Origin of the sequence: Pseudomonas sp. SHLD1 (assembly GCF_028640935.1) — a bacterium.
In the GTDB taxonomy this organism is placed as follows: domain Bacteria; phylum Pseudomonadota; class Gammaproteobacteria; order Pseudomonadales; family Pseudomonadaceae; genus Chryseomonas; species Chryseomonas aestiva.
On record NZ_JAQZAD010000032.1, the window covers coordinates 371,370 to 394,456 of the forward strand.

21 protein-coding genes are annotated in these 23,087 nt (G+C 67.7%); 13 read left to right on the forward strand and 8 right to left on the reverse strand.

The window, feature by feature from the left end; all coding sequences use genetic code 11:
* Positions 1-11: 11 nt before the first annotated feature.
* From PVZ77_RS22650 to PVZ77_RS22685, 8 genes are all read left to right on the forward strand, one after another.
* On the forward strand, positions 12-893 hold the full coding sequence (locus PVZ77_RS22650; RefSeq protein WP_273807014.1) for an ABC transporter ATP-binding protein: 882 nt from the start codon (positions 12-14) through the stop codon (positions 891-893).
* Positions 894-908: 15 nt separating this feature from the next.
* Entirely contained in the window at positions 909-1,775 is an 867-nt protein-coding gene (locus tag PVZ77_RS22655) for an ABC transporter permease (protein ID WP_273807015.1), read from the forward strand.
* A gap of 423 nt (positions 1,776-2,198) precedes the next feature.
* Positions 2,199-3,287: an LLM class flavin-dependent oxidoreductase gene (locus PVZ77_RS22660; protein WP_273807016.1), complete on the forward strand. Its 1,089-nt coding sequence runs from the start codon at positions 2,199-2,201 to the stop codon at positions 3,285-3,287.
* Positions 3,288-3,357: 70 nt separating this feature from the next.
* On the forward strand, positions 3,358-4,305 hold the full coding sequence (locus PVZ77_RS22665; protein ID WP_273807017.1) for an ABC transporter substrate-binding protein: 948 nt from the start codon (positions 3,358-3,360) through the stop codon (positions 4,303-4,305).
* A complete protein-coding gene (locus PVZ77_RS22670; RefSeq protein ID WP_273807018.1) occupies positions 4,302-5,627 on the forward strand; it encodes an LLM class flavin-dependent oxidoreductase in 1,326 nt (441 codons plus the stop codon). Before PVZ77_RS22665 ends, PVZ77_RS22670 begins: the two co-directional genes overlap by 4 nt.
* Complete coding sequence (locus PVZ77_RS22675) at positions 5,628-6,809, forward strand: acyl-CoA dehydrogenase family protein (RefSeq protein ID WP_273807019.1); 1,182 nt, start codon at positions 5,628-5,630, stop codon at positions 6,807-6,809.
* A gap of 13 nt (positions 6,810-6,822) precedes the next feature.
* The gene (locus PVZ77_RS22680; RefSeq protein ID WP_273807020.1) at positions 6,823-7,782 is read left to right on the forward strand and encodes an ABC transporter substrate-binding protein; all 960 of its coding nucleotides are present in this window, start codon (positions 6,823-6,825) and stop codon (positions 7,780-7,782) included.
* 73 nt (positions 7,783-7,855) lie between these two features.
* Positions 7,856-8,749 carry a LysR family transcriptional regulator gene (locus tag PVZ77_RS22685; protein ID WP_273807021.1) on the forward strand — a complete coding sequence of 298 codons (894 nt, stop codon included), beginning with the start codon at positions 7,856-7,858 and terminating at the stop codon, positions 8,747-8,749.
* A 48-nt stretch (positions 8,750-8,797) separates the two neighbouring features.
* On the opposite strand, the gene acnA is transcribed toward PVZ77_RS22685, so the two are convergent.
* The gene (gene acnA, locus PVZ77_RS22690; RefSeq protein ID WP_273807022.1) at positions 8,798-11,497 is read right to left on the reverse strand and encodes an aconitate hydratase AcnA; all 2,700 of its coding nucleotides are present in this window, start codon (positions 11,495-11,497) and stop codon (positions 8,798-8,800) included.
* 197 nt (positions 11,498-11,694) lie between these two features.
* On the opposite strand from acnA, the gene rlmM reads away from it, so the two are divergent.
* Positions 11,695-12,756, forward strand: a complete 1,062-nt coding sequence (gene rlmM / locus PVZ77_RS22695) for a 23S rRNA (cytidine(2498)-2'-O)-methyltransferase RlmM (RefSeq protein WP_273807023.1) — start codon at positions 11,695-11,697, stop codon at positions 12,754-12,756.
* Positions 12,757-12,813: 57 nt separating this feature from the next.
* Positions 12,814-13,053 (forward strand): sulfurtransferase TusA, encoded by a 240-nt coding sequence (gene tusA, locus PVZ77_RS22700; protein ID WP_027597771.1) that lies wholly within the window; start codon positions 12,814-12,816, stop codon positions 13,051-13,053.
* Between the two features lie 427 nt (positions 13,054-13,480).
* On the opposite strand, the gene PVZ77_RS22705 is transcribed toward tusA, so the two are convergent.
* From PVZ77_RS22705 to PVZ77_RS22715, 3 genes are all read right to left on the reverse strand, one after another.
* A complete protein-coding gene (locus PVZ77_RS22705) occupies positions 13,481-14,131 on the reverse strand; it encodes an SGNH/GDSL hydrolase family protein (protein ID WP_273807024.1) in 651 nt (216 codons plus the stop codon).
* A gap of 88 nt (positions 14,132-14,219) precedes the next feature.
* Positions 14,220-16,373 (reverse strand): mechanosensitive ion channel family protein, encoded by a 2,154-nt coding sequence (locus tag PVZ77_RS22710; RefSeq protein ID WP_273807025.1) that lies wholly within the window; start codon positions 16,371-16,373, stop codon positions 14,220-14,222.
* Positions 16,374-16,443: 70 nt separating this feature from the next.
* Positions 16,444-17,820 carry an MATE family efflux transporter gene (locus PVZ77_RS22715; protein WP_273807026.1) on the reverse strand — a complete coding sequence of 459 codons (1,377 nt, stop codon included), beginning with the start codon at positions 17,818-17,820 and terminating at the stop codon, positions 16,444-16,446.
* Between the two features lie 130 nt (positions 17,821-17,950).
* Here PVZ77_RS22715 and pdxB point away from each other — a divergent pair, with 130 nt between their 5' ends.
* Positions 17,951-19,114 carry a 4-phosphoerythronate dehydrogenase PdxB gene (gene pdxB, locus PVZ77_RS22720; protein ID WP_273807027.1) on the forward strand — a complete coding sequence of 388 codons (1,164 nt, stop codon included), beginning with the start codon at positions 17,951-17,953 and terminating at the stop codon, positions 19,112-19,114.
* A 68-nt stretch (positions 19,115-19,182) separates the two neighbouring features.
* Here the strand turns inward: pdxB and ppnP are convergent, their stop codons facing one another.
* Positions 19,183-19,464, reverse strand: coding sequence for a pyrimidine/purine nucleoside phosphorylase (gene ppnP, locus PVZ77_RS22725; RefSeq protein WP_273807028.1), 282 nt, complete (start codon positions 19,462-19,464; stop codon positions 19,183-19,185).
* A gap of 82 nt (positions 19,465-19,546) precedes the next feature.
* Positions 19,547-20,098 (reverse strand): exonuclease domain-containing protein, encoded by a 552-nt coding sequence (locus PVZ77_RS22730; protein WP_273807029.1) that lies wholly within the window; start codon positions 20,096-20,098, stop codon positions 19,547-19,549.
* A 185-nt stretch (positions 20,099-20,283) separates the two neighbouring features.
* Between PVZ77_RS22730 and PVZ77_RS22735 the strand changes: the two genes are divergently transcribed.
* A complete protein-coding gene (locus tag PVZ77_RS22735; RefSeq protein ID WP_027597778.1) occupies positions 20,284-20,538 on the forward strand; it encodes a YkgJ family cysteine cluster protein in 255 nt (84 codons plus the stop codon).
* Positions 20,539-20,588: 50 nt separating this feature from the next.
* Entirely contained in the window at positions 20,589-21,188 is a 600-nt protein-coding gene (locus tag PVZ77_RS22740; protein WP_273807030.1) for an START domain-containing protein, read from the forward strand.
* A 163-nt stretch (positions 21,189-21,351) separates the two neighbouring features.
* On the opposite strand, the gene msrQ is transcribed toward PVZ77_RS22740, so the two are convergent.
* On the reverse strand, positions 21,352-21,963 hold the full coding sequence (gene msrQ / locus PVZ77_RS22745; protein ID WP_273807031.1) for a protein-methionine-sulfoxide reductase heme-binding subunit MsrQ: 612 nt from the start codon (positions 21,961-21,963) through the stop codon (positions 21,352-21,354).
* Positions 21,963-22,973 (reverse strand): protein-methionine-sulfoxide reductase catalytic subunit MsrP, encoded by a 1,011-nt coding sequence (msrP, locus tag PVZ77_RS22750; RefSeq protein WP_273807032.1) that lies wholly within the window; start codon positions 22,971-22,973, stop codon positions 21,963-21,965. The genes msrQ and msrP overlap by 1 nt, the downstream gene beginning before the upstream one ends.
* Between the last annotated feature and the right edge of the window lie 114 nt (positions 22,974-23,087).

Below are 23,087 nucleotides of genomic sequence, written 5' to 3' on the forward strand. Positions count from 1 at the left end.
AGGAGACGACCATGAACGCTCCTCTCGCTTCGCGTCCGCACCTGACCCTGGCGCAGACCCAGCCGCTGCTGCAGGTGCAGGATCTCGACCTCGAATACCGCACCCGCGAGCGCCGGGTGCGGGCCACCCACCAGGTATCCTTCGAGGTGCATGGCGCCGACCGTTTCGTGCTGCTCGGGCCGTCCGGCTGCGGCAAGTCGAGTCTGCTCAAGTCGGTGGCGGGTTTTCTGCCGCCGCTGCACGGCGAAATTCGCCTGGATGGCCAGCCGATCAAGGGGCCGGGACCGGATCGCATCGTGGTGTTCCAGGAATTCGACCAGCTGCCGCCGTGGAAGACGGTGCTGGAGAACACCATGTTCCCGCTGCTCGCCAGTCGCCAGGCCAGTCGTGGCGAGGCGCGCGAGCGGGCGCTGCACTACCTGGACAAGGTCGGCCTGACGCGCTTCGTCGATGCCTATCCGCATCATCTTTCCGGCGGCATGAAGCAGCGGGTGGCCATCGCCCGGGCCCTGGCCATGCAGCCCAAGATCCTGCTGATGGACGAACCCTTCGCCGCCCTCGACGCCCTGACCCGCCGCAAGATGCAGGAAGAACTCCTGGCGCTCTGGGACGAGGTGCGCTTCACCCTGCTGTTCGTCACCCATTCTATCGAAGAGGCGCTGGTGGTGGGCAACCGCATCCTGCTGCTGTCGCCCCATCCGGGCCGGGTCCGTGCGGAACTCAACTGCCACCAGTTCGGCCTTGAGGACTTCGGCGGCGCCGAATTCCAGAGTACCGCGCTGCGCATCCACAACCTGCTGTTCCCCGACGACGTTCAGACGCTCCCACCCGAGGTCGCCGACGAGCGCCTGCGCCTGCAGCAGGCCATCGTCCAGGGCCGCATTTCCTACTAGTTTCGAGGTAGACCCATGACTCGACAGCCCCCGGTGCGGGCCGAATACCAACGGGACCTTGCGCCCCTCGACGACTTGCCGCTGGCGGTCGAGCTGCCCCTGGCGACGCGCCTGTGGAGCCAGGCCTGGCTGCGCAAGCTGGTGATCCTGGCGATCCTGATGCTGGCCTGGGAAGTGGCCGCCCGCTGGCAGGGCAACGACCTGCTGCTGCCCAGCTTCCTGCAGACCGCCGCGGCCTTCTGGGATGGCCTGGTGACCGGCGAGTTGCTGGCCAAGGTCGCCATTTCCCTCGGCACCCTGCTCAAGGGCTATCTGCTGGGCGTGGTCCTGGCCCTGGCGTTGAGCGCCCTGGCCGTTTCCACCCAGTTCGGTCGCGACCTGCTCGGCACCCTGACCTCGATGTTCAACCCGCTGCCGGCCATCGCCCTGTTGCCCCTGGCGCTGCTCTGGTTCGGCCTGGGCGAGAACAGCCTGGTGTTCGTGCTGGTGCATTCGGTGCTCTGGCCCATGGCGCTCAACACCTACTCGGGCTTTCTCGGCGTTTCCGACACCCTGCGCATGGCGGGGCGCAACTACGGCCTCAAGGGGCTGAGGTACGTCGGGCTGATCCTCATCCCGGCGGCGCTGCCGGCCATCGTCTCGGGCCTGAAGATTGGCTGGGCCTTCGCCTGGCGCACCCTGATCGCCGCCGAGCTGGTGTTCGGTGCTTCCAGCGGCAAGGGCGGCCTGGGCTGGTACATCTTCCAGAATCGCAACGAGCTCTACACCGACCGCGTCTTCGCTGGCCTTGCCGCGGTGATCATCATCGGCCTGCTGGTGGAAGGCCTGGTGTTCGCCACCCTGGAACGGCTGACGGTGAAGAAGTGGGGCATGCAGCGGTAGGGTCTTCCCCGGCGGGTTGGACTTCGCCACGCTCAACCCAGCCTACGGAACATCCCTGTAGGTTGGGTTGCGCCGGCTCCACCGTCGAAGCCCGACAAGGCACGGACTTTGGCCGGGTAACCGAGGATCCAGACCTTCGCGCGGACGGCCCCCTCTCCCCCGGGGAGAGGGCTGGGCTGAGGGCGCCCTTTGCAGCGAACGCCTCCAGCGGAAAAGGCTGCGCCGTTTTCCACGCTACCGCACTACCGCGGTCACGATAAGGAGCGCTGATTCGTCCGCGATAAATGCATACATTAAATAAAACTCGAATTAGGATATGCGTATAAGGAATTTCCTTCTTATGCCCTGGCTGCCTAAGGTGAACCCCAGCCAACGTCTTCCCGGAAGGCGTCCCCTCTCTACTTCGGCACGGGATTCACCACCATGAGCGTTCAATTCCTCGGCATGATCGGCCATCGCCTCACCTCGGAGATCATCGCCCCCTCCGGTCCCATCTTCGACAAGGGTTATGTCACCCGCTTCGCCCAGGCCCACGAGCAGGCCGGCTTCGATCGCATCCTGGTGGGCTATTGGTCCGATCAACCCGATGGCTTCCTGGTCACTGCCCTGGCCGGGCAGGCGACGCAGACGCTCAAGTTCCTGCTGGCCCACCGTCCCGGCTTCGTCGCCCCGACCCTGGCGGCGCGCAAGCTGGCGACCCTCGACCATCTGCTCGACGGCCGCCTGGCGGTGCACATCATCAGCGGCGGCAGCGACGGCGAGCAGCGCAAGGACGGCGACTGGCTCGACCACGACCAGCGCTATGCCCGTACCGAGGAATTCCTCGACGTGGTGCGCCAGGAGTGGACCAGCACCCAGCCCTTCGACCACGAGGGCGAGCACTACCGGGTGGCGAATGGCTTCTCCGCCATCAAGCCGCTGCAGCAGCCGAGCCTGCCGGTCTATTTCGGCGGCTCCTCACCGGCCGCATTGCGGGTGGCCGGCAAGCACGCCGATGTCTTCGCGCTCTGGGGCGAGTCCCTGGCCCAGACCCGCGAGACTATCGCCGCGGTCCGCGCCGAGGCGGCGCGCCATGGCCGCACCCCCAGGTTCAACGTCTCCTTCCGGGTGATCCTCGGCGACACCGAGGACGCCGCCTGGGTCAAGGCCGAGGCCATCCGCCAACAGGCCAAGGCGCGCCTGGCCGCTGAAGGCGCCGTGCATCCGGCCAAGCCGGAAGCGGTCGGGGCCCAGCGCCTGCGCGATACCGTGGCCCTGGGCGACCGCGTGGATCGCCGGCTCTGGACCGGCATCGCCGCCCTGGTCGGCGGCGGGCACAACTCCACCGCGCTGGTGGGCACCGCCGAGCAGGTGGCCGATGCCTTGCTGGACTACTACGACCTGGGCGTCGACAGCTTCCTGATCCGCGGTTTCGATCCGCTCAACGACGCCGTGGAATATGGCCGTGAGCTGATCCCCCTGACGCGTGAGAAGGTCGCCGCGCGCCTGGCCGGCGCCCGTCGCACCGGCTGAAGCCTGCTGACCCACCCACCGCGCGACCGTACCCACGGAGCGCTCCCGATACCTTCGAGGAGACGCCTTCGTGATCAAGGGATTGCTTTTCGCCGCCGGCCTGCTGGCCGGCACCTCCGCCGGCCTGGCCCAGGCGGTCACCCTCACCATCGGTGACCAGTTCTACTACAGCAGTACCCTGCTGGAGCAGGCGGGTGAACTCAAGGACCTGCCGTACCAGATCCAGTGGAAGAGATTCAACGCCGGGGGGCCGGTGGTGGAGGCGCTCAACGTCGGCTCCATCGACCTGGGCATCGTCGGCGACACCCCGGTGATCGCCCTGGCCGCCCGCGGGGGACCGATCAAGGTGGTGGCGGTGACCCGCAACCGTCCGGACGGCACCGCCATCGTCGTGGGCAAGGATTCACCCATCAAAACCGTGGCGGACCTGGCCGGCAAGCGCGTGGCCATCTGGAAGGGCTCCTGGAGCCAGCAGCTGGTGTATTCGGCGCTGGAACAGGCCGGGCTGCCCAGCGATGCGCCGCGCTACAGCTACCTGATGCCCACCGAGGCCATGGTCGCCCTGAGCCAGGGCACCCTGGACGCCACCGCCACCTGGGAGCCCTACGTCAGCATGGTGGAACGCCAGGGCGGACGGGTGCTGGTCACCGCCAGGGACCTGATGCCGGCGCCGGTCTATGTGGTGGCCAACACCCAGCACCTGGACGAGCACCGCGCCGCCATCGGCGATTTCGTCGCCCGCCTGCAACGCGCCCGCAGCTGGGCCCGCGACCACGTCGACGTCTATGCCCAGGCCTGGGCCAGGCGCAACAACTCCGATCCGGCCATCGCCGAGCGCTGGTTCCGGCGCGATGCCACCTGGGTCGAACCGATCAGCGCCCAGACCCTGAGCGACGGCCAGAAGACCGCCGACTTCCTGGTCAAGGCCGGGGTGCTGCCGCAGCCCTATGACGTCAAGCCGCTCTATGACCAGAGTTTCAATCGCTACCTGCAAGCGCCTCGGGAGGCCAGCCGATGAGTCGCCACCTGCACCTCGCCGGCTTCCTGCTGGCCGGTCCCGTCGTCCATAGCCACGCCGTCTGGCGCCATCCGGAGACCCAGGGTGATTTCCTCGACCCGGACTACTACGTCCGTGCCGCCAAGGCCCTGGAAGAGGGCCTGTTCGACTTCCTGTTCTTCGCCGACCGCCTGGCGGTGGGCGACCAGCTCGGCGGCTCGCGGGAGACCGCCCTGCGCCTGGGCGCCCAGGACGCCACCCGACTCGATCCACTGCCGCTGCTGTCCTACCTGGTGGCCCACACCCGCCACCTCGGGCTGGGTTGCACCCGCTCCACCACCTACTACGAGCCCGCCCATGTCGCCCGGGCCTTCGCCACCCTCGATCACCTGTCCCGCGGGCGCGCCGCCTGGAACATCGTCACCTCGATGAACGACAGCGAGGGCCGGCTGTTCGGCAAGGAGCGCCACCTGGAGCACGACCTGCGCTACGACCGCGCCGACGAATTCGTCGAGGTAGCGGTCAAGCTCTGGCGCAGCTGGGGACCCGAGGCCCTGCGCCTGGATCGGGAGGCGGGGGTGCTGGCCGATCCCGCGCAGGTGCGCGCCCTCGATCACCAGGGCGACTGGTTCCGCGTGGAGGGCCCGCTCAACATCCCGCGCAGTCCCCAGGGGCGCCCGGTGCTGATCCAGGCCGGTTCCAGCGGCCGCGGCCGGCGCTTCGGCGCGCGCTGGGCGGAAGCCATCTTCACCATCCAGCCGAATCTCGCCGCCATGCGCGCCTTCCGCGACGACGTCCGCCGCCAGGTGCTGGAGCAGGGGCGGTCACCCGACGGCTGCAAGATCCTCACCTCGGTCATGCCCTTCATCGGCGGCAGCGAAGCCGAGGCGCGCGCCAAGCAGGAAAGACACAACGCCCTGGCGCAACCGGAGGTGGGGCTGATCACCCTCTGCTCCCAGCTCAACATCGACCTGTCGCGCTTCACCCTGGACACCGCCCTGGGCGAGGTGGCCGAGGTCGGCGACCTGCCGCCGGCCGCTGCCGAGAAGCTGCTGGCGCTGGGGCCGCGTACCACCCTGGCCGAATTGGGTCGCAGCTACGCCGCCAGTGTCCGCGTGCCGCAGCTGGTGGGTACCGCGGCCCAGATCGCCGACCAGCTGGCCGAGTGGTTCGCAGCCGGTGGTTGCGATGGCTTCGTGATTTCCCCCGGCTACCTGCCGGGTTCCTTCGTCGAATTCAGCGAGAGCGTAGTGCCGCACCTGCAGCGCCGCGGCCTGTTCCGACGCCAGTACCAGGGCACGACCCTGAGAGATCACCTGGGCCTCGGCCCCCTGGAGGACTAGATGAGCACGATCGAAGAGGCTGCTGGCTGGCTGACGCTGGCCCGCGAGATCAGCGCGGAATTCGCCGCCCGGGTGGTGGCCGATGAACGCGACCGCCTGCGTCCCGACGCCCAGCTGCAACGACTCAAGGACAGTGGCCTGAGCAACCTGGTCATACCCGTGCGGCTCGGGGGTGCCGGCCAGCCCTGGTCGCTGGCCATGCGCGTGCTGCGCGAGATCGCCGCCGGCGACGGCTCGGTCGGCCTGCTCTTTGGCTATCACCTGCTCAATACCGTGAACCTGCGCCGCGAACCCCAGCCGCGGCGCGATCGGTTGCTGGCGGAAATCGCCGAGGGCCGGCTGTGGCTGGCCGGGGTGGTCAATCCACGGGATGACGACATCCTCGCCACGCCGAGCGCCGGTGGCGGCTATCGCCTGACCGGGCGCAAGGGCTTCTGCAGTGGCGCCGCCTTCGCCGATCGCCTCACCATCAGCGCCCGTGATCGGGAGAGCGGGGTGCGGTTGATGGTCACCCTGCCGGCGGATCGCCCGGGACTCGCCTATGCCGACGACTGGGACCACTTCGGCGTGGCGCGCAGCGACAGCGGCAGCTTCACCCTTGACGACGTCTGGGCCAGCGCCGAGGAGGTCCAGGTCTGCGATCTGGAAGATGCCGGTGACTTCGCCGCGGTGATCCGTACCCCGGTCAACCAGTCGGCCTTCACCCAGTACTACCTGGGCGCCGCCCAGGGCGCGCTGCGCGAGGCGCGGCGATATCTGCACGCGGAAGCGCGACCCTGGGTGCATTCCCTCGCCGCCAGCGCCAGCGAGGATCAACTGGTGCTGAGCCAGGTGGGCGAACTCTGGATCGCCCTGCAGGGCGCCGTGGCCCTCGCCGAGGTGGCGGCCCGGCGGGTGGATGACCTGCTCGAGGCGGATGCCGCCTTCACCGCCGAATTGCGCGGCGAGACGGCCATCGCCGTGGCCAGCGCCAAGGTGCTGGCTGCCCGTACCGCCCTGGACGTCACCACCCGGGTATTCGACGCCCTGGGTGCCCGCGCCACCCACAACCGCCTGGGCCTGGACCGCTTCTGGCGCGATGTACGCACCCACAGCCTCCACGACCCCCTGGCCTACAAGGTGCTGGAGGTCGGGCGTTATGCGGTCAATGGCCAGTACCCCGATATCCGTGCCTACACCTGACGAGAGACTTCCCATGCTGCGCAAGACCCTTGTTGGCCTCACCCTCGGCCTGCTGGCCGCTACCCAGGCGTTGGCCACCACGCTGGTGGTGGGCGACCAGAGCTACAACACCCGCACCGTGATGGAAGCCGCCGGTGTCCTCAACGACCTGCCGTACCAGCTGGACTGGAAGCAATTCACCGCCGGTTCGCCGGTGGCCGAGGCGCTCAATGTCGGCAGCCTCGACCTGGGTCTGCTGGGCGATGCGCCGCCGCTGTTCCTCGGTGCCCTGGGCGCACCGATCAGGGTGGTGGGCATCAGTCGTCAGAGCCTCGAGGGCGTGGCCATCCTGGTGCGTGGCGACTCCAGCATCCACAACCTGGCGGATCTGCAGGGCAAGACGGTGGCCATCTGGAAGGGCTCCTGGAGCCAGCAATTGGCCTTGTCCGCCCTTGACCGGGCGGGCGTGCGGCGCGAGCAGGTGAACGTTCGCTACCTCAATGCCCTGGATGCCTCCCATGCGCTGGAGGGTGGCTCGGTGGACGCCATCGCCACCTGGGAACCCTATGTCACCCAGGCCCAGCGCCACGGCGCCCGGGTGCTCACCACTGCCGAAGGCTTGATCCCCGCGCAGAGTTTCGTGGTGGCCAGCCAGGGTGCGCTGGACGATGCCGCCAGGCACCAGGCCATCGCCGATTTCCTCCGGCGGCTGCAGCAGGCCCGGACCTGGGCCAATGCCGATCCCGAGCACACGGCGCGCTACGCCAGCGCCTGGGCTGAGCGCACCCGCGCTGACGCGGCCATCGCCCAGGCTTGGTTCGGCCGTGCTCGCACCAGTCTCGGACCGGTCACCCCCGCGGCCATTGCCCAGGCGCAGCGCACCGTCGACTTCTTCGCCGGCGAAGGCCTGGTCAAGGGCTATGACGCCAGTCGCCTGTTCTACGATGGCTTCGGAACGAGCCTGGCACCGCTCGCGCAGACGGCGCAACACTGAGCACCGGCAGCAGCGGAGGTGTTGCGTTATGCTTGAGGCGCATGTCCAGCAACGGGAAGTCAGACGCCTCCTCATGAAGACCGACGATATCGAAGCCTTTGTCGCGGTGCTCCGCAGCGGTTCCCTCAATGCCGCCGCGCTGTCCCTGGGACTTACCCAGCCAGCCATCACCCGCCGCCTGCAGAGCCTGGAACAGGATCTGGGTGTCGAGTTGCTCGACCGCCACACCAAGCCACTCAAGCCGACACGCCTGGGGCAGGAGGTCTACGGCCACTGCCGCGCCATCCTGCGCGAGATGGACGCCCTGCGCGAGCGGGTGGCGGGCGATGCCCCGCCGTCCGGGCTGCTACGCCTGGGCGTGCCCCAGACCCTGGGCGATGCGCTGTTGCTGGAGGCCGTGAAGGCCATCCGTACCCGCTACCCGGAACTGCGTACCCAGGTGGCGACCGGCTGGGGCAGCGTGCTGGTCAGCCGTATCGAGCATGGCGAGCTGGACGGCGCCCTGGTACTGTTTCCGGCCAACAAGGTGTTTCCCGACAACGTCGAGGCCCAGGCCCTCGGCGCCATGCCGCTGCAGGTGGTCGGCGCCCGAGACCAGGCGCCGGCCAAGGCGCGGCGGCTGGCCGATATCCAGGGTCAGGGCTGGGTACTCAACCCCGACGGCTGCGGCTTTCGCGCCAGTCTGCAACGCACCCTGGCCGAGCAGGGCCAGGCGCTGCGCATCAATCTGGAAACCTATGGCACCGAACTCCAGCTCGGCCTGGTGGCGGACGGCCAGGGCCTCGGCCTGGTCCCGGCACCGCTGCTGGCCTTGAGTGCCCACCGCGAACGCCTGGTGGTGATCCCGCTGAAGGACTTCAGGCCGGAAATCCAGCTGTGGCTGATCCATCCGCGCTTTCTCGGACCACTGCAGGGGGTGGTCGAGGGGGTCGGGCAGGAGGCGAGTCAGCTGTTGGCAACCTCCTGACAGCAGAACGCCCGGCAGCCAGGCTGCCGGGCGTCCGTTGCCGCCAGGTTAGGCCGCAGGCTTCGCCAGGAACTCCCGCAGCACGTAGTGCAGGATGCCGCCGGCCTTGAAGTAGCTCACCTCGTTGAGCGTGTCGATGCGGCAGAGCACCTCGACGCTGTCCAGGCTGCCATCCTCGCGGGTGACTTCCAGGGTCAGCGGCATGCGCGGCCGCAACTCGACACCGTCGATGCCCAGCACGGCGATCTTTTCCTTGCCGGTCAGCCCCAGGGACTTGCGGTCCACGCCGTCCTTGAACTGCAGCGGCAACACGCCCATGCCCACCAGGTTGGACCTGTGGATGCGCTCGAAGCTCTCGGCGACCACGGCCTTCACGCCCAGCAGATTGGTGCCCTTGGCCGCCCAGTCACGGGAGGAGCCAGTGCCGTATTCCTTGCCGGCGATGATCACCAGTGGGGTGTTTTCCAGTTCGTACTTCATGGCCGCGTCATAGATCGACAGCTTTTCGCCCGTGGGGACGTGGAAGGTATTGCCGCCTTCCTCGCCACCGAGCATCTCGTTCCTGATGCGGATGTTGGCGAAGGTGCCTCTCATCATGACTTCGTGGTTGCCGCGGCGCGAGCCGTAGGAGTTGAAGTCGGCATAGTCCACGCCATGCTCGGCCAGGTAGCGGCCGGCGGGGCTGTCCTTCTTGATGTTGCCGGCAGGGGAGATGTGGTCGGTGGTGACCGAGTCGCCCAGCAGCGCCAGGATGCGGGCATCGTGGATGTCGGCGATGCGCGGCGGATCGCCGGCAATGGTCTCGAAGAAGGGCGGATTCTGGATGTAGGTGGAGTCGGCATCCCAGACATAGGTCTCGGCGTCCGGCACCTGGATCGCCTGCCACTTCTCGTCGCCGTCGAATACGGCGCCGTATTGCTTGTGGAACATGGCGGTGTCGAGCTTCTGCACGGCGTCCGCCACTTCCTGCTGGGTGGGCCAGACGTCTTTCAGATAGACCGGCTGGCCGTCGTTACCCATGCCCAGCGGCTCCTGGGTCAGATCGACCTTGACGCTGCCGGCCAGCGCATAGGCCACCACCAGCGGCGGCGAGGCCAGCCAGTTGGTCTTGACCAGCGGATGCACCCGGCCTTCGAAGTTGCGGTTGCCGGAGAGCACCGAGGCCACGGTGAGGTCGGCGTCCTGGATCGCCTGTTCGATGGGATCGAGCAGCGGACCGGAGTTGCCGATGCAGGTGGTGCAGCCATAGCCGACCAGATCGAAACCGAGGTCGTTGAGATAGGGGGTGAGTCCGGCGGCGTTGTAGTAGTCGGTCACCACCTTGGAGCCGGGGGCGAGGGACGACTTGACCCAGGGCTTGCGCATCAGGCCTTTCTCGGCGGCCTTCTTCGCCAGCAGACCGGCGGCCATCATCACGCTGGGGTTGGAGGTGTTGGTGCAGGAGGTGATGGCGGCGATCACCACGGCACCGTCCTCTAGCTGGAAGGTCTGGCCGTCGAGCTGGACCTCCACGCCACTGCCCGCCTTGGGGGCCTCGGCTTTTTTCGGCGCCAGGGCAGTGAAGTCGCCAAAGGTCTTGGCGACCTCGCCTAGCAATACGCGATCCTGGGGTCGCTTGGGACCGGCCAGACTGGATTGGACTTCGCCCATGTCCAGCTCCAGCACGTCGGTGAACACCGGCTCATCGCCGGGATTGCGCCACAGGCCCTGGGCCTGGGTGTAGGCTTCCACCAGCTGCACGGTCTCCTCGGGACGACCGGACAGGCGCAGGTAATCCAGGGTGATCTGGTCCACCGGGAAGAAGCCGCAGGTGGCGCCGTACTCCGGCGCCATGTTGCCGATGGTGGCGCGGTCGGCGAGGGGCAGGGTGGCCAGGCCATCGCCGAAGAATTCGACGAACTTGCCCACCACGCCCTTCTTGCGCAGCATCTGGGTCACGGTCAGCACCAGGTCGGTGGCGGTGATGCCCTCGCACAGCTTGCCGGTGAGCTTGAAGCCCACCACCTCGGGGATCAGCATGGACACCGGCTGGCCGAGCATGGCCGCCTCGGCCTCGATGCCGCCCACGCCCCAGCCCAGCACGCCCAGGCCATTGATCATGGTGGTGTGGGAGTCGGTGCCGACCAGGGTATCGGGGAAGGCATAGGTGCGGCCGTCCTCGTCCTTGGTCCAGACGGTGCGGCCCAGGTACTCCAGGTTGACCTGGTGGCAGATGCCGGTGCCCGGCGGGACCACGCGGAAGTTGTCGAAGGCGTTCTGGCCCCAGCGCAGGAAGGCATAGCGCTCGCCATTACGCTCCATCTCGATCTCGACGTTCTCGTGGTAGGCGTTTTCGCTGGCGTAGCGATCCACCATCACGGAGTGGTCGATCACCAGGTCGACAGGAGAAAGCGGATTGATCCGCTGCGGATCGCCACCGGCCTTGGCCACGGCTTCGCGCATGGCGGCCAGGTCGACCACTGCCGGTACGCCGGTGAAGTCCTGCATCAGTACCCGCGCCGGCCGGTACTGGATCTCGCGGTTGGCGGAACGGGTCTTGGTCCAGTCGGCCAGGGCCTGGAGGTCCTCGCCGGTAACGGTCTGGTTGTCTTCCCAGCGCAGCAGGTTCTCCAGCAGCACCTTGAGGGATTTGGGCAGCTTGTCGAGATTGCCCAGGGTCTGCGCCGCGTCGGGCAGACTGTAATAGTGGTAGGTGCGCTCACCGACCTGCAGGGTCTTGAGGCTTTTGAGGCTGTCCAGGGCTGGCATCAGGGGTCTCCTTATCGACGCTTCGACGGTTGCCCGCTGGCCGTTCGAGCCTCGAAAGGTGAAGGAGACCCGTACCAGCGCTGGGCGGACTGATTTTTCTAGGTGTAGTACTGGACCGATAGGCGCCGCTGGCGTTCCCCAGCGGGCGCGCTGGGGTATAGTGCGCGCCCTGCGTGACCCCTTGAGGAAGCCCCTTCGTGAATACCCTGTTGCTGCTGTGCCGTACCGGATTCGAAGGCGAGGTCTGCGCCGAGCTCGGCGAGCGGGCGGCGCTGCTCGGCGTGGCCGGTTATTCCAAGGGCAAGCCGGGTGCGGCCTATGCCGAATTCGTCTGTGGCGACGCCGAGGGTGCCGCCCGGTTGATGCAGACCATCACCTTCGCGGAGCTGATCTTTCCCCGCCAGTGGTCCCGTGGCGCCTTTCTCGGCCTGCCCGAGCAGGACCGCATCGGCCCGCTGCTGGAGCTGCTGGCTGACTATCCTGTCTGCGGCAGTCTGGCCCTGGAGATGCCCGACACCAACGATGGCAAGGCGCTCTCCACGTTCTGCAAGAAATTCGAGCGCCCCCTGACCCTGGCGCTGCGCAAGGCCGGCCGCCTGGTGGACGATGCCCGGGCGCCGCGGCTGCAGCTGACCTTTCTCAGCGGACGCGAGGTTTTCGTCGGCGTGGTCGAGCCGGGCAACGCCGCCCTCTGGCCCATGGGCATCCCGCGGCTGAGGTTTCCCCGCGAGGCTCCCAGTCGCTCGACCCTCAAGCTGGAAGAGGCCTGGCACCACTTCATCCCGCGTCCCGATTGGGAAACCCGCCTGTCCTCCGAGATGCGCGCCGTCGATCTGGGCGCCGCCCCGGGTGGCTGGACCTGGCAGCTGGTGGCCCGCGAGATGCTGGTGACGGCGGTGGACAACGGCCCCATGAACGAGGCGCTGATGGACACGGGCCTGGTGGAGCACCTGCAGGTCGACGGCTACGCCTTCGTCCCCAGGCGCCCGGTGGACTGGATGGTCTGCGACATCGTCGAGAAGCCCGCGCGCACCGCGGCGCTGATCGAGCGCTGGATCGGCGAGGGTCATTGCCGCGAGGCGGTGGTCAATCTCAAGCTGCCGATGAAGCAGCGCTATCGCGAAGTGGCCGGCATCCTCGAGCGCCTGCACGCGCATTTCGCCGATCGCGGCCAGCGCGTCGTCATCGGCTGCAAGCAGCTCTACCACGACCGCGAGGAAGTGACTTGTCACCTGCGGCGGCTGGACAAGAAACCCTAGGCCTCTACCACGCTCTGAATGCAGATCGCCGTAACCGCTTTACCCCTTGGAGACCCCATGACCCTCGAAGCCGATGCCACCCTCGACGCCAGCGGGCTGAACTGCCCGGAGCCGGTGATGATGCTGCACAACAAGGTGCGCGACATCGCCCCCGGCGCCCTGCTCAAGGTCATCGCCACCGACCCCTCCACCCAGCGCGACATCCCCAAGTTCTGCGTCTTCCTCGGCCATGAACTGGTGGAGAAGAGCGAGGGGGAAGGGCGCTATCTGTACTGGATTCGCAAGAAGGTGGAGTGAGGCAAAGGTACCGCTCCGCAGCCCGTCGAGTACCTGTAGGAGCGCCGCATCGGCGGACCGCCATGGCCGCGATAAAGCGGGCTCATCTCGTCAGTTCCAGCTAAGGCTCGACCTCTTATCGCGGCCGTGGGCCGCTCCCACACAAGGAGTCAGCCGTAGGTTGGATTGAGACCGCTCCCTCGTCGAAGCCCAACGCTGGATGCTGAGATCGGTCTGTTGGGCTTCGCTTGCGCTCAACCCAACCTATGATGCGTAGCCAAGGCCCGCACCGCGCGGGATTGCCTTTCGTAGGTTGGGTTGAGACGGCTCCATCGTCGAAGCCCAACAGGCCGATGCCAAGCGCGCCGTAGCATGGAAAACCACGCAGCGCTTTCCGCGGTAGGCCGCCGACTCCGTGGCCAAGGCCATGCCGTGGTCCACCTTGCGTTCAGGTGGCACCCAGGCTCCTGACCACCTCCATCAGATGTTCTCCCAGCCGCCGATGCTGGTCCGCCTCGAAATGCACCCCGTCCACCGGACTCACCTGGATGATCTCGCCGGCATCGACGAAGGTTGCGCCCTGGGCTTCGGCCACCTGGCGATAACGTGCGGCCAACGCGCGGGACTTGGCCGCACCGCCGGCGAAGATCTCGCCGAGAAAGCCCACTTCCTCGATGGGCGCCGGCGCCATGACGATGAGCTGGGGCGTGGCGCCGCCCGGCCCGGCATTGCAACGCCCGATCTCGTCCAGCAGCACCTGCAGGGCACTGGCGATGTCCGCCGGGGTCACCGACAGCCGCGCCTTGAGGTCGTTGGTGCCCAGCATCAGCAGCAGGACGTCCACCGGCAGCTGGCTCTCCAGGCAGGGCCGGAGATAGCTCAGGCCGTTCTTGTGGTGGCCGTCGATGGGATCGTCGTGCACCGTGGTGCGGGCAGGCAGGCCTTCCTCGATCACCCGCCAATCTGTGCCCAGCCCGCGGGCCAGGACGCCAGGCCAGCGTTCGTCCCAACCGAAGCGTTCGAGTACGCCAGGCTGGGTCAGGGGCCGGGTGCCGTGAGTGTTGGAGTCGCCATAGCAGAGCAGGGTACGCAAGGGCATGGGAAAGCCTCGTCGGAACAGGTCATCCCCACCCTAGAGGCTATTCCCGCCGGTCGCGAGGGCCGGCCGTCGTGCCAGCGAAGCCGGGTCAGCCCTCGCTGGGCGCCTCGCCGCCTCGCGTCGCCTGGTCCAACGGCGAGCCGCCCACCTCATAGCGCACGTTCATGCGTGGCGAGGCCAGCTCGATGCCGGCATCGTCCAGGTAGCGCTTGAGCCTGAGGTTGAAGGCCCGCGACACCTCCCACTGCTTGATCGGCGCGGTCTTGAAGCGGAATCTCAGGATCGCCATGCCGGAATCGAAGCTTTCCACCCCCTGCAGCTCCAGCGGCGACCAGATGTCCCGGCCCATCAGCGGATCCTGGCGCAACGAGCGACCGACGTCCTGGACCATCTCGATGGCCTTGTCCACCGACAGCGCCTGGGGAATCGGCAGGCGGAAGATGGCGTAGCCGAATTGCCGCGAGTAGTTCTGGATGCTCTTGATCTCGCTGAAGGGGATGGTGTGGACGATGCCATCGATATCCCTCAGCCGCACGGTACGGATGGTCAGTCCCTCGACGGTGCCCAGGTGGTTGCCCACGTCGACGTAGTCGCCGATGGCCAGGGAGTCCTCGATGATGATGAACAGCCCGGTGATGAGGTCGGCCACCAGGCTCTGGGCGCCGAAGCCCACCGCCAGGCCGATGACGCCGGCACCGGCCAGCAGCGGGGTGACGTTCACGCCCATGTTGGCCAGGGCGACGATCAGGGCGATGACGAAGATGGTCAGGAACAGCACGTTGCGGATCAGCGGCAACATGGTCTGGGCGCGGGCATTGTTCGGGCTGACGCGATGCAGATTGAGGCCGCGGTGGATCGCGGTATCGGCCAGGATCCACACCAGCCAGGCCAGCAGCAGGGTGCCACCCAGGCCAAAGAACTTGCTGGCGACCGCATGGCCGTCACCCTGGCTGAATCTCAGCAGCGAAAGATTCCAGGCGCGCAGCGCCAGCTCGATCCCCACCAGCCAGATGACGATACCCAGCACCAGCACGAAGAAGGCCCGCAGCCGTTCGGCATAGGCCTCCTGGATCCGGCCGTGCGGTCGCCGGCGCAGCAGGCGCGCCCGCACCAGGGCGTTGAGCCCCAGGGCGGCGCCCATGGTCACGGCGAACAGCAGCGCCCGGCGCAGGGCGTCGCTGGTATCGCCGGCGGAGACAAAGGTGGCCACCACCGAGACCGCCACCAGGATCAGCAGCGGCAGGTGCCAGAGGCGGGCGATCAGATGGCGCACGCCCTGCAGCCCGTGCAGCGCCTGGCGCTTGGCCAGCGGCTGGTTGCGGATCAGGTGGGCGATGGGTCGGCGGAATCTCAGGGCGAACTGGGCGGTGAGCAGCGCCGCGCAGATGTTGGCGCCGATGGCGATGACCGCGGCCAGGTGTGGCCCCAGGGTCTCGGCCAGGTGCGGATCGCTGGCGGCGCCACCCAGGGCCGCCAGGCTGCCGATGATCCATAGCGGGCGAAAGGCGCGGCGACGCAGGATCAGCAACGCCCGGCTGCGGTGAGCGCCGCTGGGCAGGGAGCAGATCACCACCACCGTTGCCGCGAACAGCGGGCCAATGACGGCGGCATAGGCCAGGGTGACGGCGACGGTCTTGCCCAGGGAGTCCGGCATCCACAGGGATACCAGCAGGGTGATGACGAACGCCAGCAGCCAGGGTGCCAGCTTGCGCAGGGCGAAACGCACCAGGTCCAGGGTCCGTGGCCTGAGCGGGAGTTCCTCGGAGAGCCTGAACCTGATGCGCAGCCGATGACTGATGCTCTTCAGGCCCAGGGCGCAACCGGCCCAGAAGGCCAGGGTGATGACGAAGCCCGAGAGCAGATTGAGTCGCTGTTCGGGCGCGGGTGCCAACATGGCCAGCTCCGCGCCCGCCTGCTCCAGCTGGAATTGCCAGCGCTCGCGCAGGTTGTCGCGCTGCAATTGCTGCTCGACCACCGTCATGGTGTCGGTGATCAGCCCGATCACGCCCTGGGAGGCGCTGGGTTCGGCCTTGGCCTGGGCCGCCTGTAGCTTCTTGAGATCCGCCAACAGACGATTGCGCTGCTGCTCGCTTTCCAGGGTCTTGATGACCTGGTCCAGGGACTGGCCGAATTGCGGATCGACCTGATCCTTCTGGGCGCCCGGCAGCCCGGGGAGGGCGGCCTGGACCGGGCCGATGAACAGGAAGCAGAGGCAAAACAGCTGTAGCAGGCGAAAGATCATCGAAGCCGCACGCTCGCGAAAGGGGGAAACGCCCGTCCTGAACGGCCCAGGGCCGTCCGACGAGAGGGGGTCAGTGTAGCAAGGGCTTGGCGCTGTGGATGCGTCGCCGGGCACTGCGGGCCAGCCGCACCGAGAGCAGGATGGCCGCGCAGGTCAGCCCCAGTACCAGACCCTGCCAGAGGCCGGCCGGACCCCTTGGTGCCCCGAACCAGTCGCTCAGCCCCAGCGCCCAGCCCACCGGCAGGCCCACGCCCCAGTAGGCCAGCAGGGTGATGACCATGGTCGCGCGGGTATCCTGATAACCGCGCAGGGCGCCCGCGGCGGTCACCTGGATGGCATCGGAGAACTGGAAGATGCCGGCGAACACCAGCAGCGAGGCCGCCAGCTGGATCACCGCCTGGTCCTGGGAATAGAGGCCGGCGATAGCCGTGCGCGCGGTCAGCATCAGGGTGCAGGAAACGCAGGCGCAGAGCAGTCCGGCGGCCATGCCGACCCCGGCGGAAAAGCGCGCCTCGCGCGGTTCGCCGCGCCCCAGCGCCTGGCCGACCCGCACCGTCACCGCCATGCCCAGGGCCAGGGGCACCATGAACACCAGGCCGGAGAAATTGAGCGCCACCTGGTGCCCGGCGACCACGGTCGGACCCAGCTCGCCGATCAGCAGGGCCACCACGGAAAAGATGCTGGATTCGGCGAACACCGCGATGCCGATGGGCACGCCGATGGCCAGCAGGGCGCGCAGCGTGGGTCCGTGCGGTCGCTCGAAGCGGGCGAAGATGGCGCAGGCGCGATAGCGCTCGGTGCGGATGATCGCCAGCATGGCCAGCAGCATCGCCCACATCACCGTGCCCGAGGCGAAGCCGCACCCGGCGCCGCCCAGGGCTGGCATGCCCAGGTGCCCATGGATGAAGATCCAGTTCAGCGGCACGTTCAGGGCCAGTCCGGCGAGGCCCACCAGCATCGCCGGCCGGGTACGCCCGAGACCGTCGCTGAAGCAGCGCAGCACATAGTAGAAGGCCGTGGCGGGCAAGCCCATGGCGATGCCCTTGAGATAGAGCAGGGTCGGCCCGATCAGCTGGGCGTCGACGTGCATGGCCACCAGCAGCGGTCGGGCGTTGAGCAGCAGCAGGCTGGCGATGAGGCCGCAGCCCAAGGCCAGCCAGAGCGCCTGGCGGACCAGCGGGCCGATCTCCTGGCTGCGGCCGCCGCCATGGCGCTCGGCCACCTTGGGCGTGGTCGCCAGCAGGATGCCGGTCATCAGCAGGAACACTGGAATCCACACGGAATTGCCCAGGGCGACGGCGGCGAGGTCCAGCGGGCCAACGCGACCGGCCATGACGGCGTCGACGAAGCCCATGGCCGAATGGGAGAGCTGGGCGATGACGATGGGCGCGGCCAGGGAGAGCAGGGCGCCGAATTCACGTCTGATGCGGGGCAGGGAGGCGGTCACTTGATCGTTCGGTCAGCTTCGGGGCCGATAGTCTAGTCCTCATGGCCCGGGTGGCAACCCTCGCGGCGACCGTTGCCTGCTGCCGGTGGCCTGCTAAAGTGCCGGTCCCCGCCCTTGCGAGTGCCCAGGCATGCACATTCTCGCCGACGAAAACATACCGCTGCTGGACGCCTTCTTCGGCACCCACGCCACTCTCGAACGCCTTCCCGGTCGCGCCTTCGACCGCGCTGCCGTGAGTCGCGCCGATGCGCTGCTGGTGCGCTCCATCACCCGCGTCGACGCGGCGCTGCTGGCCGGATCTCGGGTCGGCTTCGTCGGCACCTGCACCATAGGTACCGATCATCTGGACCTCGGCTATCTGGAGCAGGCGGGCATCCGCTGGAGCAATGCGCCCGGCTGCAATGCCCGCGGCGTGGTGGACTGGGTGCTCGGCGCCCTGCTGGCGCTGGCCGATGGCGCTGGCGCCGATCTGGCCGGGCGCACCTATGGCATCGTCGGCGCCGGCCAGGTCGGGGGCCGCCTGGCCGAGGTGCTGCGCGGACTGGGCTGGACGGTGCTGGTCTGCGATCCCCCACGTCAGGCGATTGAGCAGGGCGACTTCCACCGCCTCGACGAGCTGGTCGAGCGCTGCGACGTGCTCTGTCTGCACACCCCGCTGATCCGTGATGGCGAGCGGCGCACCCTGCACCTGTTCGATGGCGCTCGCCTCGCCAGCCTGCGTCCGGGAACCTGGCTGCTCAATGCCTGCCGGGGCGAGGTGATCGACAACGCTGCGCTGCGTGCCCATCTGGCGGGTGGCGCCGAGCTGGCGGTGGCACTGGATGTCTGGGAAGGCGAGCCCGGTATCGATCCTGAATTGGCCCGTCTCTGTCAGCTGGTGACGCCCCATATCGCCGGGCACAGCCTGGAAGGCAAGTGGCGCGGCACGGCGCAGATCTACGAGGCGTTCTGCGCCTGGACCGGGGAAACGCCGCGGCTGGGTCTGGGCGATCTGTTGCCGCCGCAGCAGTTGGAGCGCCTGGTGTTTGGCGCGGATACGCCCGAGGCGACGGCCTTCAGGCGCGTCTGTCGTGCGGTCTATGACCCGCGCGACGACGATGCGGCGCTACGCGCGACCCTCGCCTTGCCGGCCCAGGCGCGGGCTCAGGCGTTCGACGCGTTGCGCAAGGGCTATCCCATGCGTCGGGAGATTCCGGGGCTGGTGCTCGAAGGGGCGGGCATGGCTCGGCTGGCGAAGGCCCTGGGCTGCGACTGGCGACATGGCGACGGTTCCGAAAGCGGCGGTGTCGCTTAGGACCGGGGCGAAGCGGAAGCGTTCAGGCGGGACAACGGACTCCCGCCTGCCGGCTCGGGCGGCCGAACTCAGTGGTATTCGCAGAGGTAGGCGGTGTCTTCCGCGACCTTGAGCTGGAACTTGGCGTTGGCCGGCACGGTGAACTGGCTGCCCGCGGCGAAGGTTTCCCAGGTCTCGCTGCCCGGCAGCTTCACGGTCAGGGCGCCGGCCACCACGTGCATGATCTCCAGCTGGCTGGTGCCGAATTCGTATTCGCCGGGGGCCATGACGCCCAGGGTGGCAGGCTTGGACTTGAGGCTGAAGGCGATGGATTTGACGGTGCCGTCGAAGTATTCGTTGACCTTGAACATTGGATTTCCTTGTGCGAGAGCGGTTAGAACCGTCGGCGAGTATGCCCAAGGCCGAGGCCCACTGTCACCGCTCCAGACGAGGCTAGCGCGCGAGCGCCGGCAGGCTGGCCGGTATCAGCTTGGCGGTGTTGCGCGCGTCGGTCTCGGCGCGGTGCAGCACCCCGGTAAAGGCCAGTCCGGCCGATTCCAGGGCGGCGGTGAGACCCAGCGGACGCGCCAGGCCACGGGCCTTGGCGAAGGCCTGCTTGAGATTGCGATGCGGGACCCGGGCGAGGTGGGTGTGCAGATCGTATTCGCGCCAGGCCCGCTCCAGCAGACGGCGGTCGAAATCGCCCCAGCTGCACCAGCCGGCGAGGGTGGTCTCATAGGCGCCCAGCCAGGCCTCGAACGCCGGCCAGGTACTTTCCAGGGGCTCGGCGCCATCGACGTCGGCCTGGCTGATATGGGTGAGGTCGCGGCAGAAGGGCGTCAGCAGCGGCAGGCGCCGGGGCTGGACGAAACTCTGATAGCGACCGAGCTCCTGGCCCTCGGTATCCACCATCACCGCGCCGATCTCGATGATCTCCATCAACTCCAGCGGCCAGCCGCCTTCGTCGGTGGTCGCTTCCAGGTCCAGCACCAGCCAATGCTTCATCGTCACGCCCTCGGGCAGCCGCCTCGCTCGTCGCAGATAAGACGGTGGAAAGGCCGCGGGGTTGCGTGGCGAGGTGCGAATGGACGTTACATTCATGACTCGATAGCGACATCTGGTCACGATTCGCTTGTGAGGCCCCAGCCTTGCTCTTAAGCTTGAACCCTCTTTCTCTGCGAGTTTCACCCATGGAGTGCCGTCCGGGTTGTGGCGCCTGTTGCATCGCGCCCTCGATCTCCTCACCGCTGCCACGCATGCCCCAGGGCAAGCCCTCCGGGGTGCGCTGCGCTCATTTGGACAGCACCAATCGCTGCGACCTGTTCGGCTCGCCGCTGCGCCCGGCGGTGTGCGGCGGCTTCCAGGCCGAACTGGCGTTCTGCGGTACCAGCAGCGCCGAGGCCATGGCCATCCTGCTGCGCCTCGAAGGTGAAACCGCTGCCTGATCCGGTTTTGAATTGCGCTCTCCGACAACCACAACAACAAGGGACGTCCCATGCACAAGCCGCTTCGCTCCATCCTCGCCCTGACTCTGCTCGCAGCCACCGGCCTGGCCCAGGCCGAGGACTGGGAACTCGCCAAGCAGGAAGACGGGATCCAGGTCTATACCCGGGCCGTCGCCGGCTCCAAGTACAAGGCCTACCGCGGCGTGGTCCAGATCAAGGCCGATCCGGCCACCATCGCCAAGCGGCAGGACGATCCGGTGGGCTCCTGCAAATGGATCTTCCGCTGCCAGTCGCTGCAGGTGCTCAAGCGCCAGGACAACCAGGCCTGGACCTACATGCGCATCGACATGCCCTGGCCGGTGACCGCCCGTGACGTGGTGCTGCACATTACCGAGCAGAAGACGCCCGATGGCGGCTTCACCCGCACCCTCGAAGGCCAGCCGGACTATCGTCCCGCCGCCGACGGCTACGTACGGGTTGCCAGCTTCCAGGGCCAGTGGCGCGTGGTACCGAAAAACGGCGGCTCGGAAGTGACCTACGAGGCCCAGAGCGAGCCGGGTGGCAGCGTGCCGTCCTGGCTGGCCAACAGCTTCGTGGTGGATGCCCCGCTCAACACCCTGAAGGGCCTGCGCCAGGCCGCGCAGCGCTGACCGACCGCCTCCAGGGCAACGGCCTGGCCCGCTGGCGCCAGGCCTATTTATGACCGCCCTGTGAGCCGTGGCAGTCCACCCGCACTCCTGAATAGCTGTATTTAATACCACCCCTATGGTCTTGAGGCATGAAGGGTCGACCCCTCCGTCTCGGCAGTGGTAATCAGCGCGCAGGGACGGTCGCTGCCCGACTGCGCCTTTTACGGCGCCATCCATCCACCAGGCGGAAGGCCAGCAGCGCGGCGCCGATGGCGGCGTAGATCGCCCACTCTTCCAGGTCCGAGCGCACGATCCAGAGGTAGTGCAGCAGGCCCAGGCCCAGCACCAGGTAGGCCAGCCGATGCAGCTCCTTCCAGCGCTTGCCCAGGCGGCGCATGGCCGGGCGATTGGAGGTAACGGCCAGGACCAGCAGGATCAGCAACGCCGCGGCACCGACGATGATGTAGGGGCGGCGCTGCAACTCCACGCCCAGTTGCGACAGGTCGAAGCCCAGCACGAAGGCCAGGTAGCCCAGGAAGTGCAGCAGGGCATAGGTGAAGGTCCAGAGGCCGAGCTGACGGCGGATCACCGGCCAGAGCTTCCAGCGGGTGAGGCGCGACAGCGGGGTCAGACTCAGCGTCAGCAACAGCAGCACCAGGGCGCCGGTCCCTAGCTTGTCCACCAGCGCCTTGCCCGGATCCGGGCCAAGGGCGAAGATCCAGGCCTGGTACAGCCACCACAGCGGCGGGCAGAGTGCGGCGACGAACACCGCGACCCGCCAGAGCAGCAATCCCATCAGTAGTTTCTCCGCAGATCCATGCCGCTGTAGAGCGACGCCACTTCCTCGCCATAGCCGTTGAACATCAGTGTTGGTCGCACGTTGGGGCTGAACAGGCCGCTGGGTAGCCGGCGTTCGCGGGCCTGGCTCCAGCGCGGGTGATCCACTTCCGGATTGACGTTGGCATAGAAGCCGTACTCGTTGGGTGCCATGCCTTGCCAGGTGGTGCGGGGTTGCTCTTCCACCAGGCTGATGCGCACGATGGACTTGATGCCCTTGAAGCCGTACTTCCAGGGCACGATCAGCCGCAGCGGCGCGCCGTTCTGGTTGGGCAGCACCCGGCCGTACATGCCCACCGTCATCAGCGTCAGCGGATGCATGGCTTCATCCAGGCGCAGGCCTTCCACATAGGGCCAGTCCAGCAGGGCGAAGCTGGAATTCATGCCGGGCATGTGCTGCGGGTCCTTTAGCGTCTCGAACTTCACGTAGCGCGCCTTGCCCGTGGGTTCGACCCGCTTGAGCAAACTGGCTAGCGGAAAGCCCAGCCAGGGGATGACCATCGACCAGGCCTCGACGCACCTCATGCGGTAGATGCGCTCCTCCAGGGTATCGGGCCCGAACAGGTCTTCAAGACCGTAGGTGCCGGGTTTGCCCACCTCGCCATCGACCACCACGCTCCAGGGCTGGGTGGGCAGCTGAGCGGCGTGGGCGGCGGGATCGCTCTTGTCCGGCCCGAACTCATAGAAGTTGTTGTAATGGGTGGCGTCCTTGAAGGGCGTGATGTCCTCGCCCTTCACCGTGGCCGCCTGCCAGCGGGTAGCGGGCAGCTTGCGTTCGAACCAGTCCGGGCCCTTGGCGGCTTCGACGTCGCCATAGCTGGAAGCGGCCGCCAGCGCCCAGCCGGGCAGGGCGGCGCCGGCGAGCAGGGCGCCGCTGGCCCCGAGCAGCTGGCGCCGGGACAGGTAGACGGCTTCGGGGGTGATCTCCGACCCCAGGCAGGCAGAGCGCGGAACGATCTTGATCGGCATGACGGACCTCGGCGGGGAATGCGCGCAGGAGAGCGGCTGGCTAACAGCGTGAGACATCCCGGTCCTGAAAAGCTTCCCAGCGCAGACGATAGCCTGCCGCCCCGGTCGGGCGGA

Bases quoted from the DNA above. Each gene is read 5' to 3' on its own strand.
- PVZ77_RS22660 (WP_273807016.1), top strand. From the start codon at position 2,199: ATGAGCGTTCAATTCCTCGGCATGATCGGCCATCGCCTCACCTCGGAG.
- PVZ77_RS22685 (WP_273807021.1), top strand. From the start codon at position 7,856: ATGAAGACCGACGATATCGAAGCCTTTGTCGCGGTGCTCCGCAGCGGT.
- PVZ77_RS22710 (WP_273807025.1), bottom strand. From the start codon at position 16,373: ATGATCTTTCGCCTGCTACAGCTGTTTTGCCTCTGCTTCCTGTTCATC.
- ppnP (WP_273807028.1), bottom strand. From the start codon at position 19,464: ATGTTCAAGGTCAACGAATACTTCGACGGCACCGTCAAATCCATCGCC.
- PVZ77_RS22730 (WP_273807029.1), bottom strand. From the start codon at position 20,098: ATGAAGCATTGGCTGGTGCTGGACCTGGAAGCGACCACCGACGAAGGC.
- PVZ77_RS22670 (WP_273807018.1), top strand. From the start codon at position 4,302: ATGAGTCGCCACCTGCACCTCGCCGGCTTCCTGCTGGCCGGTCCCGTC.
- msrQ (WP_273807031.1), bottom strand. From the start codon at position 21,963: ATGGGATTGCTGCTCTGGCGGGTCGCGGTGTTCGTCGCCGCACTCTGC.
- PVZ77_RS22735 (WP_027597778.1), top strand. From the start codon at position 20,284: ATGGAGTGCCGTCCGGGTTGTGGCGCCTGTTGCATCGCGCCCTCGATC.
- PVZ77_RS22680 (WP_273807020.1), top strand. From the start codon at position 6,823: ATGCTGCGCAAGACCCTTGTTGGCCTCACCCTCGGCCTGCTGGCCGCT.
- PVZ77_RS22740 (WP_273807030.1), top strand. From the start codon at position 20,589: ATGCACAAGCCGCTTCGCTCCATCCTCGCCCTGACTCTGCTCGCAGCC.
- msrP (WP_273807032.1), bottom strand. From the start codon at position 22,973: ATGCCGATCAAGATCGTTCCGCGCTCTGCCTGCCTGGGGTCGGAGATC.
- PVZ77_RS22705 (WP_273807024.1), bottom strand. From the start codon at position 14,131: ATGCCCTTGCGTACCCTGCTCTGCTATGGCGACTCCAACACTCACGGC.
- PVZ77_RS22675 (WP_273807019.1), top strand. From the start codon at position 5,628: ATGAGCACGATCGAAGAGGCTGCTGGCTGGCTGACGCTGGCCCGCGAG.
- tusA (WP_027597771.1), top strand. From the start codon at position 12,814: ATGACCCTCGAAGCCGATGCCACCCTCGACGCCAGCGGGCTGAACTGC.
- pdxB (WP_273807027.1), top strand. From the start codon at position 17,951: ATGCACATTCTCGCCGACGAAAACATACCGCTGCTGGACGCCTTCTTC.
- PVZ77_RS22655 (WP_273807015.1), top strand. From the start codon at position 909: ATGACTCGACAGCCCCCGGTGCGGGCCGAATACCAACGGGACCTTGCG.
- PVZ77_RS22650 (WP_273807014.1), top strand. From the start codon at position 12: ATGAACGCTCCTCTCGCTTCGCGTCCGCACCTGACCCTGGCGCAGACC.
- acnA (WP_273807022.1), bottom strand. From the start codon at position 11,497: ATGCCAGCCCTGGACAGCCTCAAAAGCCTCAAGACCCTGCAGGTCGGT.